Source organism: Kitasatospora sp. NPDC127121, from assembly GCF_042677305.1.
Classification (GTDB): domain Bacteria; phylum Actinomycetota; class Actinomycetes; order Streptomycetales; family Streptomycetaceae; genus Kitasatospora.
The window spans coordinates 46,117-62,856 of record NZ_JBHXTQ010000004.1 but is presented as its reverse complement, the minus strand read 5'-3'; the positions used below and the strand labels follow the sequence as shown (position 1 = coordinate 62,856).

Sequence of the window (16,740 nt, the reverse complement as noted above, 5' to 3'; positions counted from 1 at the left end):
GCCCCCTTCCGGTCGGCCGCCAGGGTGTGCAGCGGGGCGGCCGGGAGCGGGCGGTGCCCCGCGACCGACGGTGCCGCGTTCACCCGTCTGCGCCCGGCCTGGGCCATTCGGGTGCCGTGCCACTGCTCCTCCGGAGTGCGGAACCCACCCGCAGGGCTTAAGTCCTTGAATAGGACAATCCGGATGTCACCCGAACGATCCCCTAGACTGTTAACGACGCATCAAGATCCCTGAACGGGAGTCCGAGCGTCACAGGGCGCGCCGGGAAGTCTGGTCGGCAACTGCACCACACGTGCATCCGTTGCCGCTCCCAGCCCCTCAGGAGGTCCTCGTGACCGACCAGCCGCCCGTCCACGAGCCGACGACCCGCCGCCGGCAGCTGCTCGGCCGACTGTCCCTGCCCGAGCGGACGTTCATCACCGACGCCCTGCGCACCGAGACGGTCGGCGGCGTGCTGTTGCTGCTCGCCGCCGTGGCCGCGCTGGTCTGGGCCAACGTCTGGCCGCACGCCTACGAGAGCGTCCTCGACTACACCGTCGGGCCCTCCGCCCCGCTGCACCTCGACCTCACCCTCGGCAACTGGGCCAAGGACGGCCTGCTGACGATCTTCTTCTTCGTGGCCGGGATCGAGCTCAAGCGCGAGTTCGTCGCGGGCGAGCTGCGCACCCCGAGCGCCGCGCTGCTCCCGGTGGTGGCCGCCGTCTGCGGCGTCGCGCTGCCGGCGATCCTGTTCGCGCTCGTCAACTCGGGCAGCGGCGGTCACCCCAGCGGTTGGGCCATCCCGACCGCCACCGACATCGCCTTCGCGCTCGGCGTGCTGGCCGTGGTCGGCAGCCACCTGCCGTCCGCCCTGCGCGCCTTCCTGCTCACCCTCGCCGTGGTGGACGACCTGATCGCGATCCTGATCATCGCGGTCTTCTACAGCTCCGGTATCAGGTTCTGGGCGCTCGGCCTGGCCTTCGCCGGCCTGGTGCTGTTCTGGTTCCTGCACCGGCGCGGAGTGCACGGCTGGTACCTGTTCGTGCCGCTGGCCGTCGTGAACTGGGCGCTGATGCACGAGAGCGGCATCCACGCCACGGTCGCGGGCGTCGCGATGGGCCTGATGCTGCGCTGCCACCGGGAGGGCGACGAGCAGCACTCCCCCGGCGAGCACATCGAGCACCTGGTCCGCCCGCTCTCGGCCGGCCTGGCCGTCCCGGTGTTCGCACTGTTCGCCGCCGGGGTGACGATCTCCGGCCCGTCGCTGCGCGAGGTGTTCACCCAGGCCACGCCGCTCGGCATCGTCATCGGCCTGCTGGTCGGCAAGACGGTGGGCATATTCGGCGGCACCTGGCTGGCCGCCCGGTTCACCCGGGCCGAGCTGAACCCGAAGCTCAGGTGGGCCGACATGTTCGCGGTCTCGGTGCTCGCGGGCATCGGCTTCACCGTCTCGCTGCTGATCAGCGAACTGGCGTTCCGCGACGACCTGGCCCTCGCCGACCTCTCCAAGACGGCCGTCCTGGTCGGCTCGCTGCTCTGCGCGACGGTGGCCACCGTGCTGCTCAAGCTCCGCAACCGGCACTACCGCGAGCTGTGCGAGGAGGAGGACCGGGACGTGGACGGCGACGGCGTCCCGGACGTCTACCAGGAGGACGACCCGGCCTGGCGGGCCCGGGCCGCCGGGCTCGCCCCGCGACCCGACGGCGAGGGGCCGGAGAAGCCCCGCTGAGGCCCGCCGGCGGCCCGGCAGAGCCCGGACACGTCCCCCCGGCGGGGCCCCGGAGTGGTGTGCGACTGACCGGTAGGGGCATGATTCTGAGCTGTCGACAGTCCACTGACGCCTCCGGGCCCCTCCGGCCCCCCGAACCGCACCACGCGGCGGCGTCACGCCGCACAGCCGCAGAGGAGAACCGCTGATGCCCGCAGGAGCCGCAGACCCGTCCAGCAACGGCCGGGCGCCCTACGAGGGCGAGCGTTCGGTGGGGCAGCTGTTCGCGGCGGCCACCGCCGACCTGTCCGCACTCGTCCACGACGAGATCGCGCTCGCCAAGGCCGAGATCCGGGCGGACGTCAAGCGCGGCGTCTCCGGGGGCGTCTCGCTGGGCGTCGCCGCCGTGGTGGCGCTGGCCGCCGTCCCGATGCTGAGCGCCGCGGCGGCCTTCGGCATCCACGCGCTGGGCCTGTCGCTCGGCTGGTCGTTCCTCATCGTGGCCGGCGCCTACCTGCTGCTCGCGGTGCTGCTCGGGCTGATGGCCTGGCGCTCGTTCAAGCGGATCGAGAAGCCGCACCGCACCATCGAGGGCGCCCAGAAGACCGCCGACGTGCTGAAGAACGCCCGGCCGCGTCCGGCCACCAAGGAGGAGATCGACCGGGCCCTGGGCCGCATCCCGTAACCGTCCGTCCGGTGGCGGTGCACGCCGCCCGCCCGGACCCGCCGGGAGCGAGTGCCGGGCGCCGTCCGGCGCACGGATGTGACACGCTCTCGGTATGCCGCTTGACCAGAAGCCCGTATCCGCGCAGCCGTCCGCCGACTCCGGACCCGACCTGGCACCCGGGGGGGAGCCCGCCGATGAGGCCCCCGGCACCACCCCCGACGGCGGCGCCGAGGCCTGGAGCGTCCGGCAGAGCGGCCCGTGGACGCACCGCGACCTCGCGGCCAACGGCGCCCGGTTCCACATCGCCGAGCTGGGCTCGGGCCCGCTGGTGCTGCTGGTGCACGGCTGGCCCGAGTACTGGTGGGCCTGGCGCCACCAGCTGACCGCGCTCGCCGAGGCCGGCTACCGGGCGGTGGCGCTCGACCTGCGGGGTGTCGGCGGCAGCGACCGCACCCCGCGCGGGTACGACCCGGGCAACCTCGCCCTGGACATCACCGGGGTGATCCGCTCGCTCGGCGAGCGCCGGGCGCACCTGGTCGGGCACGCCGCCGGCGGCACGCTGGCCTGGGTGGCGGCGGTGATGCGCCCGTCGGTGATCCAGAGCCTCACCGTGGTCTCCGCCGCGCACCCCCGGGACCTGCGCCGGGCCCTGCTGACCGACCGCCGCCAGGCGGCCGCCTTCGAACACGTGCTGGGCTTCCAGCGGCCGTGGATACCGGAACGCCGTCTGGTGGCCGACGACGCCGCGCTGGTCGGCCGCTACCTGGACGCCTGGGCCGGTCCGAACCGGCTGGACGAGGAGGCGGTGCACGCGTACCGGCAGGCCATCCAGATCCCCAGCACGGCGCACTGCTCGATCGAGCCGTACCGCTGGCTGCTGCGCTCGATGGCGCGCCCGGACGGCATCCAGTTCGCCCGGCGGATGAAGAAGCCGATCACGGCGCCGACCCTGCACGTCCAGGGCGCGGCGGACCCGGTGCTGCTGTCGCACACCGCGCTGGGCGGCGGCGAGTACGTGGCGGCGCCGTACCGCTGGCGGCTGATGCCGGGGGTCGGGCACTTCCCGCACGAGGAGGCCCCGGAGCAGTTCACCGCGGAGCTGCTGGACTGGGTCGGCCGTCACAAGGAGTGATGATGCAGGAGCGGCGAAGGGGCCGGGAGGGAAGGGCCCTTGGCCCCAACTCCCTTGATCTGACGCACATATGACAACCGCATAGGCCAATTTCGACGCGCGCCCGGCGGTTACCCCCACCGGCCCAGGGGCATCCATTCCGGTATGACCTGGATGCCCGATCGCGGCGGCGCCCCGCGCGCCCGACGCCACAACAGCTCCCAGCGCTCCGCCCACCGCCCCGACTGGGCGGACGACCTCGGCTACGACGGCCCCGACCGCCGTCCACGCCCGGCGCAGCGGCAGCTCGGCATCCCCCGCATCCTCGGCCGGCGCGCCCGCTGGGTCGGCGCACGACTGCGGCGCGAGACCTGAGGCCTCGCGCCGCGTCGTCCGGCCGGTCCGGCGGACCGGTTCCGGCCGGCCGATCGGTTCGGCCGGTCGGTCCCGCCGGTCGGGTCGGCTGGCCGGCCAGTCCCGCCGGTCAGTTCACGAGCGTCGGCGACACCGCGGTGAACCAGAGCAGGACGAAGGTCGCCACCGACATGATCGGCACCAGCACCTTGGTCTCGACGTTGTTGCCGCTGCGCTTGATCAGCACCACCTCGTAGCGCTCCTTGTGCGGCCAGAGCAGCGGCGCGCCCTTCTTGGTCAGGCAGTCGCCCAGCAGGTGCGCCAGGGTGCCCAGCGCCACCGCGTACGGCAGCCAGCCCGGCGAGTTCGGCATCCAGGTGTTCATCCCGAAGGTGCCGAGCGCGGACAGCCCGATGACGGTGATCCAGCTCTCCGGGCCGTCCCCCGGCGGGCAGAGCCGCAGCGCCCGGATCGCGAGCGCGATCAGGAAGAACGTCAGCACCAGGGTGAAGTTGCGGCCCAGGTAGGTGACGCCCGCCCAGGTGCCGGCGCCCATCAGCGCGACGAACAGCAGCGAGTGGGTGGCGTGCCGGTGCCCGCCGGAGGCCCAGGCCACGAAGCGGCAGAGCGCCTTGGAGATCGGCCCCAGGAAGTTGGCGATCGAGCCGTCGTGGTGGTCGAGGTCCGGCAGCAGGGCCGCCCCCGCGCACAGCACCGTGCCCATCAGTATGTCCGCCGGCTGCAGCGTGGTGTGCAGCAGCAGCGGGGGCAGGAACGGCGCGGAGGCGGCGTACAGCATCGCCCCACTGACCGCGTGCGAGTGACCCATCATCGGACTACCACGACCTCCCGTAAGACTCACTCCGGGACGGCGCCCGGTTGAGCCGAACGGGTGAGCGCGGCAGAGGCTACCAGGGCGGACTGACGGTGTGACGGATATCGGATCGTCGGACCCGGCGCGTCGGACCGCCCCGCGGCCCGGTCAGAGCGCGCAGCCCTGGGTGTCCACCGGGGTGCTCGCGGTGCTGCCCCTCTCCGCGTCCTCCCGCACCTCGGCCGCGGTCAGCACGTACCCGGTGTCGGCGCTGTCCAGCGACTTGGCGAACACCACGCCGTAGACCTGGCCGTCCGGGGTGAGCAGCGGGCCGCCGCTGTTGCCCTGGCGGACCAGCGAGCGGACCGAGTAGACGTCGCGGACCACCTGGCCGCGGTGGTAGATGTCCGGGCCGTTGGCCTGGATCCGGCCGCGGATACGGGCCGGCTGGACGTTGAAGGCGCCGTTCTCCGGGAAACCCGCCACGATCGCGCTGTCGTTGGTCTTCGCCTCGCCCGCGAACGCCAGCGGGGGCGCGTTCAGCTTGGGGACGTCCAGGACGGCGATGTCGCGCTGCCAGTCGTAGCGGACCACCGTCGCGTCGTACAGCTGACCGACCCCGCCGATCTGCACGGTCGGCTCGTCGACCCCGCCGACCACGTGGGCGTTGGTCATCACCCGGTGCGGGGCGAAGACGAAACCGCTGCCCTCCAGGGTCTTGCTGCAGGAGGTGGCGGTGCCGACCACCTTGACCAGGCTCTGCTTGGCCCGCGCCACCGCCGGGCTGCCGGCCAGCGCCGGGTCGGGGGTGTCGACCTGGGTGATCGGCTCGTGCTCGAAGGGGTTGAAGACCTGCGGGAAGCCGTTGCGGGCCAGCACCTTGGAGAAGTCCGAGAACCAGTTCGGCGCGTCGTCGGGCAGCGCGTTCTGCACGCCGCCGAGGATCGCCGAGGAGCGGACCTGCTTGGACACCGTCGGCAGCGACGCCCCGGCCAGCGCCGAGCCGATCAGCCAGGCCACCAGCAGCATCGAGACCACGTTCACGGCCGCGCCGCCGGTCGCGTCCAGCACCCGCGCCGGACGGCGGCCGATGTGGCCCCGGAGCTTCCAGCCGAAGTGCGCGGTCACCGCCTGGCCGATCGCGGCGCACACGATCACCACCACCACGGCCACCACCGAGGCCGTGGTGCCCGGGCTGAGGTGGTCGAGCAGCAGCGGCAGCAGCTGGACGGCCAGCAGGCCGCCGCCCAGGAAGCCGACCAGGGACAGGACACCCACCACGAAGCCCTGCCGGTAGCCCGACACGGCGAATGCCACGGCAGCGGCGATCAGCAGCACATCCAGGACGTTCACCCGGACACCCTCCCACGGCCCGCGGCCCGGCCGCGCAGACGGCCCCTCACGTGGGACCGGCGTCGCCGCCCGGCAGCGCCCGGGAGTGGTCGAGATCGCCCTGCACCAGGGCCAGCGCCTCGTCCGAGAGGTCGACGATCCGGGACGGGTCCCAGGGCAGCTCCAGCCCGCCGTGGTGCAGCACACGGTCGATCACCCCGGCCGTGAACCCCCAGACCAGCCGCCCGGCCACCGCGAAGGCCGGCCCCACGTGCCCGGACGGGTGGCGCAGCCGCACCCGGTTCGCCGGGTCGGCCAGATCGGCGACCGGCACCCGGAACACCGCGCCGGTCTCCCCCTGGTCCACCGGCCGCACCGGCGACTCCTCGCGCCACCAGCCCAGCACCGGGGTCACCACGAACCGGCTGACCGGGATGTACAGCGCCGGCAGCACCGCGAACACCTGCACCCCGGCCGGGTCCAGCCCGGTCTCCTCCCAGGCCTCGCGCAGCGCCGCCGCGACCGGGCCCGGGCCGTCCGGGTCACCGTCCTCCGGATCCAGCGCGCCGCCCGGGAAGGACGGCTGCCCGGCGTGCGAGCGCAGCGAGCGGGCCCGCTCGATCAGCAGCAGGTCCGGCCCGTCCGGGCCCTCGCCGAACAGCATCAGCACCGCCGCCGCCCGGCCGCCCTCCACAGGCGGCAGGAAGCGGCTCAGCTGCTCCGGCAGCACCCGCTCGGCCGCCTCCCGCACCGGCTCCAGCCAGGCCGGCAGGCCGTCCCCCTCGACCACTCGCACCGCCGACGGCTCCGGCGCCCGCCGTGCCTCGCGGGTCACTCGCCCACCGCCAGGTCCGCGATCCGCCCCTGGTGCCCGGCGGCGTCGGCCCGGGCGGCGGCCTCCCCGGGGAAGTCCCCCGGCGGCCTCAGCCGCTGCCCGGGCTGCCCGCCCAGCTCGTACTTGAGCAGCTTGCGCGCCTTCTCCGGGTCGGTCTCGCCCTCCCCGTACGACGGGCAGAGCGGCGCGACCGGGCAGGCGCCGCAGGCGGGCTTGCGGGAGTGGCAGATCCGGCGGCCGTGGAAGACCACCCGGTGCGACAGCATCGTCCACTCCGACTTCGGGAAGATCTCGGCGACGGCCGCCTCGACCTTCACCGGGTCCTCCTCGGCGGTCCAGCCGAACCGCCGGGCCAGCCGCCCGAAATGCGTGTCCACGGTGATCCCGGGCACCCCGAAGGCGTTGCCGAGGACCACGTTGGCGGTCTTGCGGCCCACGCCCGGCAGCGTCACCAGGTCGTCCAGGCGGCCCGGGACCTCGCCGCCGAAGTCGTCGCGCAGGGCGATCGAGAGGCCGATCAGCGACTTCGCCTTGTTCCGGAAGAACCCGGTCGGGCGGATGACCTCCTCCAGCTCCTCCGGGTTCGCCGCCGCCATGTCCTCCGGCGTCGGGTACTTCGCGAACAGCGCCGGCGTCGTCTGGTTCACCCGCAAGTCCGTCGTCTGCGCCGACAGCACGGTCGCCACCAGCAGCTGGAACGGGTTCTCGAAGTCCAGCTCCGGATGCGCGTACGGGTACAGCTCCGTCAACTCGCGGTTGATCCGCCGCGCCCGCCGCACCATCGCCAGGTGCGACTCCGGCTTCCCCGGCTTCACCCCCGGCACGGCCTTCGCCTTCGGTGCCGCCGCCGCCCGGACCTTGCTCTCTGCCATGCACGAAGGCTACGCCGAACGGCCCACGGCGGGCAGCGGATCACCGGAGCCCGCGGCAGCCGCGGACTGACGTTCGGATGGGCGCCGTCTGGTGGCTCGCGACGACGGGCTGCCCCAGTCTGAGGGCTACGACGACGCGAGGTGCCCATGTTCGACGAGAGCTTCGCCTTTCCCAGCAGCCTGCTGCGCCCGGTGACCGGCGCCACCGGGCGGGTCGCGGTGATCGGGGCCGGGGTGGCGGGCCTCGTCGCCGCCTACGAGCTCCAGCGCCGGGGCTTCGGCATCGTCCTGTACGAGCGGTCGAACCAACCCGGCGGACGGGTGCGCACGCACCGCTTCTGGGACGGCACGCACGCCGACCTGGGCGCCATGCGCATCCCCGGGAACCACCACTGCGTCCTCCACTACGTGTCCCAGTTCGGCCTGCGGACCAGGCCGTTCGTCAACTTCAACCCGGACGCCTACTACCACCTGCGCGGCCACCGCGCCCGCGTCCAGGAGGTGCACGCGCTGCACCCGGCGTTCGCGCTGCGCGCCGCCGAGAAGCAGGACCCGCGGCGGATCCTGGACCGGCTGCTGACGGCCGCCTGGGAGACGCTCACCCCCGACCAGCGCCGGCGAGTGCTGGACGGCCACTGGGACGACCCGGCGCTCGACCGGCTCGTCTCGGTGTCGCTGTGGCAGTACGTCCACGAGCACCTGTCGCAGGACGCCTGGGACCTCCTCGGCCACGCCAGCGGCCTGGTCCACTACGAGCAGTCCTCCCTGCTGGAGGTCCTCGTCGACTACTTCGGCCTGTTCCACGCGGGCCAGGTCGAACTGGTCGACGGCACCGACCGCCTGGTGCACGCGTTCGTACGCCGGCTGCGGCCGAGGACCCTCCAGCTGTCCACCCAGATCGACGAACTCTCGCTGACCCGCCAGGGCGTCCGGGTGCACGGGCGGCGCCTCGGCGGCACGATCACCGAGGACGTCGACTTCGTCGTCTGCTGCGTCCCCGTCCCCGCCCTCGACCAGATCAGCTTCCGGCCCGGCCTCCCCCACCACCAGCGCCACGCGATCCGCGGCATCAGCTACGCCAGCAGCACGAAGACGCTCGTGCACACCAAACGGCGCGGCTGGGAACTGGACGACCGGATCTTCGGCGGCGGCAGCTTCACCGACATGCCGATCCAGCAGTGCTGGTACCCGTCGGACAACGCCCGGCCCGTCGACGGCCGGACCAACGGGAGCACCGTCGGCAGGCGGCGCTGGGCCGCCCGGGACCCGCAGCGCTCCCACGAGCCCGCGGTGCTCGTCGGCGCCTACCTGTGGGGGGCCAACGCCCGCCGCTTCACCACCCTGCCGCCGGCCGACCGCGACCTGCTGGTCCTGAAATGCCTGGAACGGCTGCACCCCGGCATCCTCCGCGACGCGGACGACATCGTGCACTGGAACTGGGACGACCAGGTCGGCATGGGCGGCGGCGCCTTCGCCCACCTCGCGCCCGGCGAGCACACCCGGTACCTGACCGGGCTCGGCGCCCCGCACCCGACCGACGACCCGAGGATCTTCTTCGCCGGAGAGCACCTGTCCGGAGCGCACGCCTGGATGCAGGGCGCCGCCCAGTCGGCCCTGGCCGTAGTGGGCCAGGTGATCGACCGGGGGCAGCACGCCGACGACACCGCGCGGCTGCGGACCGGGTGAGCGCGGCACCGGCGCCCCGGCGCCGAACCGGCGAGCAGAGCGGCGGCCCGGCGACGGGAGCGACGCTGCACCGCGACGACCTCGGACCGCTGCTCGCCCCGGCCGCGGCCGCGACCGAGCGGATCGGGCTGGAGATCGAGAACGGCATCGTCGACCCGGAGACCGGGCGGGCCGCCCCCTACGAGGGGAAGAACGGCGTCCGGGCCGTCCTGGAGGCCGTCCTCGCCGAATGGGGCGGCACGGACCGGCGCGACAACGGCCGGCTGACCGGCGTGGACCTGGCGGACACCGCCCAGATCACGCTCGAACACGGCGGCCAGGTCGAGTACTCCTCCGTCCCGGCCGCCGGCCTGGCCACGGCCGTGGACGACATGCGGGCCACGATGGAACGCCTCGCGGAACTCGTCGGGCGCTTCGGTCTGGCCCTCCTGCCCGGCGGCAACCTCCCCTTCGACCGGCTCGACACCGTCTCCTGGGTGCCGATGCTCCGCGGTGCCGTCATGCGCGACTTCTTCGACCGGATCGGCGAGGCCGGCAGCGGGGCCCCGAAGATCATGTCGATGTCGCTGTCCACCCAGGTGCACCTGGACTACCTGTCCGACGAGGACTTCACCCAGAAGCTGCGGATGCTGACCGCCGCGTCCCCGGTGGTCGCCGCACTGCTCGTCAACTCGCCGCTGCAGGGCGGCCGGTCGAACGGGCTGCTCTCGCACAGGTCGCAGAACTGGCTGCGGATGGACCCGCGCCGCTGCGGCGTCCTGCCGCCCGCGCTGCGGCCCGACGTGAACGCCGACGACGTCATCGACTGGGCGCTGGGGATCCCGATGATCTACTACCGCGGCCCGGACGGACGGTACCGGCCCGCCCCCGACCGGCCGTTCGCCGAGATCCTGCGGCAGGGCTTCGACGACGGCACCATGCCGACCTTCGACCACTGGGTCTCCCACATGTCGCAGATCTGGACGGACGTCAGGGTCCGCCGGACCCTGGAACTGCGGGCCGGGGACGGCCCGCCGTACCGGCACATCCCGGCCGTACCGGCGCTGTGGGCGGGGCTCGCCTACCACCCGCCCTCGCGGACGGCGGCCTGGGAACTGCTGCGCCACCACGGCGTGGCGGAGCACCGCGCGGCGAAGGCCAGGCTCCCCGCCGACGGCCTGGACACCATGCTCGGCGGCGACCGGGTCCGCGAACTCGCGGCGGAACTCGTCCGGCTCGCCCGGGCAGGCCTGCGGGCCCGGGTCCGCGCCGGCCTGGAACAGCCGAAGGTGCTCGACTACCTCGACCCGCTCGACGAAGTGCTGCGCACCGGGCAGACCTTCGCCGAACAGACCACGGCCCGCTGGGACACCGACCTCCGCCGCGACCCCCGCCGCTACGTCGCGGCCTTCCGCGTCTGAACCCCCGCCCGACCCTCCCGCCCGAGCCGTGGAGTTCTCCGGCCGAAGGGCCTTCCTCGCCCGAACCGTCGCGGGTTAGCGTGACCGGCGGCGGCCGGCCCCGGGTCAGCCGCCGCCTGCCCACCGAAGAACGAGGACGCATGGACCAGGACTTCAAGGACATCCCCACCACCACCCTGGCCGACGTGCTCGGGCGCGCCCAGGTCATGGACATCGGCATCCGTCCGCTGTGGGCGGGGGCGCCGCGGGTGGCCGGCCCGGCGTTCACCGTGCAGTGCCCGCCCGGCGACAACCTGATGCTGCACGCGGCGATCTACCGGGCCGAGCCGGGCGCCGTGATCGTCGTCGAGTCGGGCGACCTGGACTACGCGCTGGCCGGCGGCAACGTGTGCGCCGTCGCGCAGCGCCGGGGCGTCGCGGCGTTCGTCGCCGACGGCCTGATCCGGGATCTGGGCGAGGTACGGGAGCTGGGCTTCCCGGTCTTCGCCCGCGGCGTGATCCCGATCCCGGGGGCCAAGCGGGAGCTCGGCACGCACGGCGCCCGGGTGCATTGCGGCGGCGTGCCGGTGGCGGCCGGTGACGTCGTGGTGGCCGACGAGGAGGGGGTCGTGGTGGTGCCCGCCGACCGGCGCGCCGAGGCCCTGGCGGCGGCCCGCGCCAAGCTGGCCAAGGAGGCCGCCGAGACGCTGGACGACTGGGAGGCGGCGCACCGCACCCGGATCGAGAAGACCCTCGGCGAGCTGGGCTTCACCGGCTGAACCCGGCCCGGTCCGGCTGAACGGGCCGAGCGCCCGCCCCGGCGAGGCCTCGGCCCTGGCCGACCCGCCGCACCGGTTTGTCCGCCGCCGGCGTATCGCAGCACCTGACCGCCCTGCGCGCGGCGGGTCCGACCAGCGCCCACCGGGCCGGCCACAGCGTCCTCTACGCCCGTACGGCGGTGGGCGATTCGTTGTTCGAACCGCACGAGCAGGCGTTCGACCAGGCGCCGCCCCCGCGACGCCCCACCCGGTGACCCGCCGGTACGAATGGCCCCGCACGGCACACCTCGGCACACCCCCTCCTCATATGATCGGAGCGACATGCGCCATGCTTGGTGATGCAGAGCACGGTACGGAACTTGCGCCGGACGGCCCACCCGCCGAACGGCCGAGAAGGAGGAAGCACGTGGACGACGTTCTGCGGCGCGCCGCACTCTTCGCGGCACTCGACGACGAACAGGCCGGCGAGCTGCGCGCTTCCATGACCGAGGTGACCCTCGCCCGTGGTGAGTCGCTGTTCCACGAGGGCGACCCGGGCGACCGGCTGTACGTCGTCGCCGAGGGCAAGGTCAAGCTGCACCGCGCCTCGCCGGACGGACGCGAGAACATGCTCGCCGTCCTCGGCCCCAGCGAGATGATCGGCGAGCTGTCGCTGTTCGACCCGGGCCCGCGCACCGCGACCGCCAGCGCGCTGACCGAGGTCAAGCTGCTCGGCCTGGGCCACGGCGACCTGCAGCCCTGGCTGCACGCCCGCCCCGAGGTCTCCATCGCGCTGCTGCGGGCCATCGCCCGCCGCCTGCGCCGGACCAACGACGTGATGTCCGACCTGGTCTTCTCCGACGTGCCCGGCCGCGTCGCCAAGGCCCTGCTGGACCTCTCCCGCCGCTTCGGCGTGCAGTCCGAGGAGGGCATCCACGTCGCCCACGACCTCACCCAGGAGGAGCTGGCCCAGTTGGTCGGCGCCTCCCGCGAGACGGTCAACAAGGCGCTCGCCGACTTCGCCGGCCGCGGCTGGCTGAAGCTGGAGGCGCGCGCGGTGGTGCTGATGGACGTCGAGCGGCTGTCGCGCCGCTCGCGCTGACCTCGGCGCGCTCACGTCTTCACGCCGTAACCGCCGAAGGGCCCGTCCGCGCGGACGGGCCCTTCGGCGTTCCGTTGCCCGCCCCGCGCGCGACGGGATCAGTCGAGGCCCGGGATCAGCCCGTGCTCCTCCAGGTACTCCAGCTGCGCCCGGACCGAGAGCTCGGCGGCCGGCCAGAGCGCCCGGTCGACGTCGGCGTAGACCCGGGCCACCACCTCGTCCGCGGTCCGGCAGCCGGCCTCGACCGCGGTCTCCACCTGGGCGAGCCGGTTGGCCCGGTGGGCGAGGTAGTAGTCGACGGCGCCGAGCGCGTCCGCGAGCGCCGGACCGTGGCCGGGCAGCACCGTCCGCACGCCGTGCGCGGAGGCCATCGTGTGCAGGTGGCGCAGCGAGTCCAGGTAGTCGCCGAGCCGGCCGTCGGGGTGGGCGACCATCGTGGTGCCGCGGCCGAGGACGGTGTCGCCGGTGAGGATCGCGCCGTCGGCGGGCAAGTGGAAGGTCAGCGAGTCCGAGGTGTGGCCGGGGGTGGCGACCACCCGCAGGTCGAGGCCGCCGACGTCCAGCCGCTGGCCGTTGACCAGGCCCTCGGAACCCAGCCGGTGCGCCGGGTCCAGGGCGCGCACCTCGGTGCCGGTGAGTTCGGCGAAGCGGGCCGCGCCCTCGGAGTGGTCGGCGTGGCCGTGGGTGAGCAGGGTCAGCGCGATGCGTTTGCCCCGCTGTTCCGCGAGGTCGACCACTCGGCGCAGGTGGCCCTCGTGCAGCGGGCCGGGGTCGACCACCACGGCGAGGTCCGAGCCGGGCTCGGAGAGCAGCCAGGTGTTGGTGCCGTCCAGCGTCATCGGCGACGGGTTCGGCGCCAGCACGCACAGCGCCCGGGGCGTGGCCTCGCCGTCGATGGTGGCGGCCGGGTCGCCCGGCAGGAGCCCGCTCACCGGTTGTCCCCGCGGGGCCGGTGCAGGGCCCTGAGCGGCAGGGCCCGGACGAGCGGCCGCTGGGCCGTCTCGACGAACGGGACCTGACTCTCGCAGGCCGGGGTACGGGGGATCAGGCGGCGGGCGGGCAGCTCGGGTGCCGTCCGGCGAGCCACGGCGTTGTGGGTCATCGGGCGTCGGTCCTCTCTGTTCTCTGTTTCGAGTCTGTTCGGCGGCGTCGTCGGCGACAGCGCCGACGAGGGCGGGGCCGGTGCGGTCAGGCGTCCTCGGGGAAGTCCCCGTCGATGGTCAGTTCGTCGTACCCGGGCCAGCGGACCGTCATCCGGTCGCCCCGGACCTCGGCCCGGCCCAGCACCGGCTCCAGCGACCGCCCGACGGCCGCGTCCAGCGCCTCCGCGGCGGTGCGCACCGGCGCCAGCTCGCGCAGCACCGTCACGGTCGGCGGCAGCATCCCGAACCGGCCCTCCTGGTAACCGAGAACGGCCTCGGCGGGCGTCAGCCAGGCCACCCGGTCGGCCTCGCCGACCTCCAGGGCCGCGCTCTGCCCGGCCGGCAGCGCCGCGACGAAGAACCAGGTGTCGTAGCGGCGCTCCTCGAACTCCGGGGTGACCCAGCGGGCCCAGCCGCCCAGCAGGTCGCTGCGCAGCACCAGGGCGTGGTCGCGGAGGAACTCGGCGAAGGAAAGCTCGTGCGCCTCCAGCGCCGCCCGCTCGGCGCTCCAGTCGCGCGGCGCGGCGACGCTGTCCGCGTCCGGGCCGGCCAGCAGGACGCCGGCCTCCTCGAAGGTCTCGCGGACGGCCGCGCAGACCACCGCCCGCGCCGTCCGGGCGTCCACCCCGAGCCGCCGCGCCCACTCCTCGGGCGCCGGTCCGGCCCAGCCCGTCTCCACCTCGGCGTCGCGCGGATCCACCCCGCCGCCCGGGTAGGCGTACATGCCGGCCGCGAAGGCCATCGAGGTGCGCCGGCGCAGCAGGTACGCCTGCGGCCCGGCGGCCGCGTCGCGCAGCAGCACGACCGTCGCGGCGAGCCTGGGCACCGGCGGGGTCAGCACGCCGGAGTCGACCGCCCGGATCCGGGCGGGCCAACCGGGCGGCATCGGGAGCGTCGTCGCTCGATGGTCCATGCCCGGATGCTAAGCGTACGAAGGCGGGGTTGGACAGGCCCAACCCCGCCTTTCGCGATCACACTCAGCTGTTCTTGACGCGCACCTGGAGCTCGACCTCGACCGGGGCGTCCAGCGGCAGCACCGCGACGCCGACCGCACTGCGGGCGTGCACCCCGGCCTCGCCCAGCACCTTGCCGAGCAGCTCGCTGGCACCGTTGATCACGCCCGGCTGACCGGTGAAGTCGGGGGCGGAGGCGACGAAGCCGACCACCTTCACGACCCGCTCGATCTGGTCCAGGTCACCGATCACCGACTTGATCGCGGCCAGCGCGTTCAGCGCGCAGGTCTGCGCGAGCTCCTTGGCCTCCTCCGGGGAGACCTCGGCGCCGACCTTGCCGGTGCTCGGCAGCTTGCCGCCGACGACCGGCAGCTGGCCGGAGGTGAACACGAACTCGCCCGAGCGCAGGGCCGGCACGTACGCGGCGACCGGAGCGGCCACCGGCGGCAGGGTCAGCCCCAGGTCGGCGAGCTTGGCCTCGACCTTGCTCATGCGTTCTTCTCCCGCTTGAAGTAGGCCACCAGCTGCTCCGGGTTCGGGCCCGGCACGACCTGGACGAGCTCCCAGCCGTCCGAGCCGAAGTTGTCCAGGATCTGCTTGGTGGCGTGCACGAGCAGAGGCGCCGTCATGTATTCCCACTTGGTCATGGCCAGACTCTAGACGAGCGGCCACCGCGATCGGCGCCGCCCACGGACCGGCGTGTGAGGTGGCCCACAAAGGGGGCATGATTCAGGCCCGGCCCCCCTGGTGCTCCGGGCATCCGGCGCGCTCCCTGGTTACCCTCGCGAGAGGGCACCGGTAGTTCGGGCCGGCCGACGGAGCGGCCCCGGCCCACGAGACGGACGGAGACGGAGCGTGGCACGCACCCCCGGCCAGGCGGCCCGGCGCGACCCCGACTGGGAGGGCGTCCGGCTGCACGTGGTCAGCGGCAAGGGCGGCACCGGGAAGACCACGCTGGCCGCCGCGCTGGCGCTGGCGCTCGCCGCCGACGGCGGCCGGGTGCTGCTGATCGAGGTCGAGGGGCGCCAGGGCATCGCCGAACTGTTCGGCATCGCCGCCCTCCCGTACGAGGAGCGCCGGATCGCCGCGGTCTCCCGCGCCCAACTGGGCCTGCCCCCCGACGACGGGGGCGGCGGGGGCGGCGGCGAGGTGTTCGCGCTGGCCATCGACCCCGAGCAGGCGCTGCTCGAGTACCTGGAGATGTTCTACAAGCTCGGCCGGGCCGGCAAGGCGCTGCAGAAGGTCGGCTTCGTCGACTTCGCGACCACCATCGCGCCCGGCGTACGGGACGTCCTGCTCACCGGCAAGGCCTGCGAGGCGGCCCGGCGCAAGGGCCCCGACGGCCGCCGCCGCTACGACGCGGTCGTGATGGACGCGCCGCCGACCGGGCGGCTCACCCGGTTCCTGAACGTGAACGCCGAGGTCGCCGGGCTGGCCCGGATCGGGCCGATACACACCCAGGCGCAGGCCGTGATGCGGGTGCTGAAATCGCCGGAGACCGCGGTGCACCTGGTCACCCTGCTGGAGGAGATGCCGGTGCAGGAGACGGTCGACGGCTTCGCCGAACTGCGCGAGGCCAGGCTCCCGGTGGGCGGGGTGATGGTCAACATGGTCCGGCCGCCGGTGCTGGACGCCGCGGCGGTGGCCGCGGTGGACGGGAACCACCGCGAGGAGGTCGCCCTGGCCCTCGGCGAGGCCGGGCTCGGCGGGCGCTCGCGCAAGCCGGAGACGGTCCGGGCGGCGGTGGAGCCGCTGCTCGACCCGTTGCTGGAACAGGCCAGGGAGCACGCCGAGCGGGTCGAGCTGGAGCGCGAGCAGCGCGCCGACCTCCAGCAACTGCGGCTCCCCACGTACGAACTGCCACTGCTGGGCGAGGGCGTGGACCTCGGCGGGCTGTACCGGCTGGCGGGCGAACTGAAGCGGCAGGGGGCGGCGTGACCACCAACGGAACCAGCGGAGCCGGCGGGAACGGCGGGGCCGGCCGGGCCCACGGCAGCGGTAGCAGCGGCGGGGTCGGCAACGGCGGCAGCGGTGTCCGGGCCGCCGGC

General features: G+C 74.0%; 18 protein-coding genes and 1 pseudogene. 10 read left to right on the top strand and 9 right to left on the bottom strand.

The window, feature by feature from the left end; translation table 11 throughout:
- Nucleotides 1–331 precede the first annotated feature (331 nt).
- The 4 genes from nhaA (at nucleotide 332) to ACFVHI_RS04430 (ending at nucleotide 3,840) form a co-directional block, all read left to right on the top strand.
- Nucleotides 332–1,708 (top strand): Na+/H+ antiporter NhaA, encoded by a 1,377-nt coding sequence (gene nhaA, locus ACFVHI_RS04445; RefSeq protein WP_079135771.1) that lies wholly within the window; start codon nucleotides 332–334, stop codon nucleotides 1,706–1,708.
- A 187-nt stretch (nucleotides 1,709–1,895) separates the two neighbouring features.
- Nucleotides 1,896–2,372 (top strand): phage holin family protein, encoded by a 477-nt coding sequence (locus tag ACFVHI_RS04440; RefSeq protein ID WP_063348673.1) that lies wholly within the window; start codon nucleotides 1,896–1,898, stop codon nucleotides 2,370–2,372.
- A 94-nt stretch (nucleotides 2,373–2,466) separates the two neighbouring features.
- Nucleotides 2,467–3,486, top strand: a complete 1,020-nt coding sequence (locus ACFVHI_RS04435) for an alpha/beta hydrolase (protein ID WP_363370492.1) — start codon at nucleotides 2,467–2,469, stop codon at nucleotides 3,484–3,486.
- A 144-nt stretch (nucleotides 3,487–3,630) separates the two neighbouring features.
- Nucleotides 3,631–3,840 (top strand): hypothetical protein, encoded by a 210-nt coding sequence (locus tag ACFVHI_RS04430; RefSeq protein ID WP_063348672.1) that lies wholly within the window; start codon nucleotides 3,631–3,633, stop codon nucleotides 3,838–3,840.
- 109 nt (nucleotides 3,841–3,949) lie between these two features.
- On the opposite strand, the gene ACFVHI_RS04425 is transcribed toward ACFVHI_RS04430, so the two are convergent.
- The 4 genes from ACFVHI_RS04425 to nth all read right to left on the bottom strand — a co-directional run bounded on the left by ACFVHI_RS04425 (nucleotide 3,950) and on the right by nth (nucleotide 7,672).
- Entirely contained in the window at nucleotides 3,950–4,651 is a 702-nt protein-coding gene (locus ACFVHI_RS04425; protein WP_063348671.1) for a metal-dependent hydrolase, read from the bottom strand.
- Nucleotides 4,652–4,801: 150 nt separating this feature from the next.
- Nucleotides 4,802–5,986, bottom strand: coding sequence for a MarP family serine protease (locus tag ACFVHI_RS04420; RefSeq protein WP_063348670.1), 1,185 nt, complete (start codon nucleotides 5,984–5,986; stop codon nucleotides 4,802–4,804).
- 46 nt (nucleotides 5,987–6,032) lie between these two features.
- Nucleotides 6,033–6,800, bottom strand: coding sequence for a CoA pyrophosphatase (locus tag ACFVHI_RS04415; RefSeq protein WP_063348669.1), 768 nt, complete (start codon nucleotides 6,798–6,800; stop codon nucleotides 6,033–6,035).
- Nucleotides 6,797–7,672, bottom strand: coding sequence for an endonuclease III (gene nth, locus ACFVHI_RS04410; RefSeq protein ID WP_363370497.1), 876 nt, complete (start codon nucleotides 7,670–7,672; stop codon nucleotides 6,797–6,799). The genes ACFVHI_RS04415 and nth overlap by 4 nt, the downstream gene beginning before the upstream one ends.
- 147 nt (nucleotides 7,673–7,819) lie before the next feature.
- On the opposite strand from nth, the gene ACFVHI_RS04405 reads away from it, so the two are divergent.
- The 5 genes and pseudogenes from ACFVHI_RS04405 (at nucleotide 7,820) to ACFVHI_RS04385 (ending at nucleotide 12,597) form a co-directional block, all read left to right on the top strand.
- Nucleotides 7,820–9,358 (top strand): flavin monoamine oxidase family protein, encoded by a 1,539-nt coding sequence (locus ACFVHI_RS04405; RefSeq protein WP_380335645.1) that lies wholly within the window; start codon nucleotides 7,820–7,822, stop codon nucleotides 9,356–9,358.
- Nucleotides 9,355–10,758: a glutamate-cysteine ligase family protein gene (locus tag ACFVHI_RS04400; RefSeq protein WP_380335643.1), complete on the top strand. Its 1,404-nt coding sequence runs from the start codon at nucleotides 9,355–9,357 to the stop codon at nucleotides 10,756–10,758. The genes ACFVHI_RS04405 and ACFVHI_RS04400 overlap by 4 nt, the downstream gene beginning before the upstream one ends.
- Nucleotides 10,759–10,898: 140 nt before the next feature.
- Nucleotides 10,899–11,516 carry an RraA family protein gene (locus tag ACFVHI_RS04395; protein WP_380335640.1) on the top strand — a complete coding sequence of 206 codons (618 nt, stop codon included), beginning with the start codon at nucleotides 10,899–10,901 and terminating at the stop codon, nucleotides 11,514–11,516.
- A gap of 65 nt (nucleotides 11,517–11,581) precedes the next feature.
- Nucleotides 11,582–11,770 (top strand): annotated as a pseudogene (locus tag ACFVHI_RS04390) (transcriptional regulator); the annotation flags it as partial.
- A 152-nt stretch (nucleotides 11,771–11,922) separates the two neighbouring features.
- Entirely contained in the window at nucleotides 11,923–12,597 is a 675-nt protein-coding gene (locus ACFVHI_RS04385; RefSeq protein ID WP_030240972.1) for a Crp/Fnr family transcriptional regulator, read from the top strand.
- 98 nt (nucleotides 12,598–12,695) lie between these two features.
- Here ACFVHI_RS04385 and ACFVHI_RS04380 read toward each other — a convergent pair whose 3' ends face one another.
- The 5 genes from ACFVHI_RS04380 to ACFVHI_RS04360 form a co-directional block, all read right to left on the bottom strand.
- Nucleotides 12,696–13,529 (bottom strand): MBL fold metallo-hydrolase, encoded by an 834-nt coding sequence (locus ACFVHI_RS04380; protein ID WP_380335637.1) that lies wholly within the window; start codon nucleotides 13,527–13,529, stop codon nucleotides 12,696–12,698.
- Complete coding sequence (locus ACFVHI_RS04375; RefSeq protein ID WP_380335634.1) at nucleotides 13,526–13,699, bottom strand: hypothetical protein; 174 nt, start codon at nucleotides 13,697–13,699, stop codon at nucleotides 13,526–13,528. Before ACFVHI_RS04375 ends, ACFVHI_RS04380 begins: the two co-directional genes overlap by 4 nt.
- 86 nt (nucleotides 13,700–13,785) lie before the next feature.
- Nucleotides 13,786–14,652 carry an NUDIX hydrolase gene (locus ACFVHI_RS04370; RefSeq protein ID WP_380335632.1) on the bottom strand — a complete coding sequence of 289 codons (867 nt, stop codon included), beginning with the start codon at nucleotides 14,650–14,652 and terminating at the stop codon, nucleotides 13,786–13,788.
- A gap of 64 nt (nucleotides 14,653–14,716) precedes the next feature.
- On the bottom strand, nucleotides 14,717–15,184 hold the full coding sequence (locus tag ACFVHI_RS04365; protein ID WP_063348662.1) for a RidA family protein: 468 nt from the start codon (nucleotides 15,182–15,184) through the stop codon (nucleotides 14,717–14,719).
- Complete coding sequence (locus ACFVHI_RS04360) at nucleotides 15,181–15,339, bottom strand: DUF4177 domain-containing protein (protein WP_167745864.1); 159 nt, start codon at nucleotides 15,337–15,339, stop codon at nucleotides 15,181–15,183. The genes ACFVHI_RS04365 and ACFVHI_RS04360 overlap by 4 nt, the downstream gene beginning before the upstream one ends.
- Nucleotides 15,340–15,547: 208 nt before the next feature.
- On the opposite strand from ACFVHI_RS04360, the gene ACFVHI_RS04355 reads away from it, so the two are divergent.
- Nucleotides 15,548–16,630 carry an ArsA-related P-loop ATPase gene (locus ACFVHI_RS04355; RefSeq protein ID WP_063348661.1) on the top strand — a complete coding sequence of 361 codons (1,083 nt, stop codon included), beginning with the start codon at nucleotides 15,548–15,550 and terminating at the stop codon, nucleotides 16,628–16,630.
- The last annotated feature ends 110 nt before the right edge of the window (nucleotides 16,631–16,740 follow it).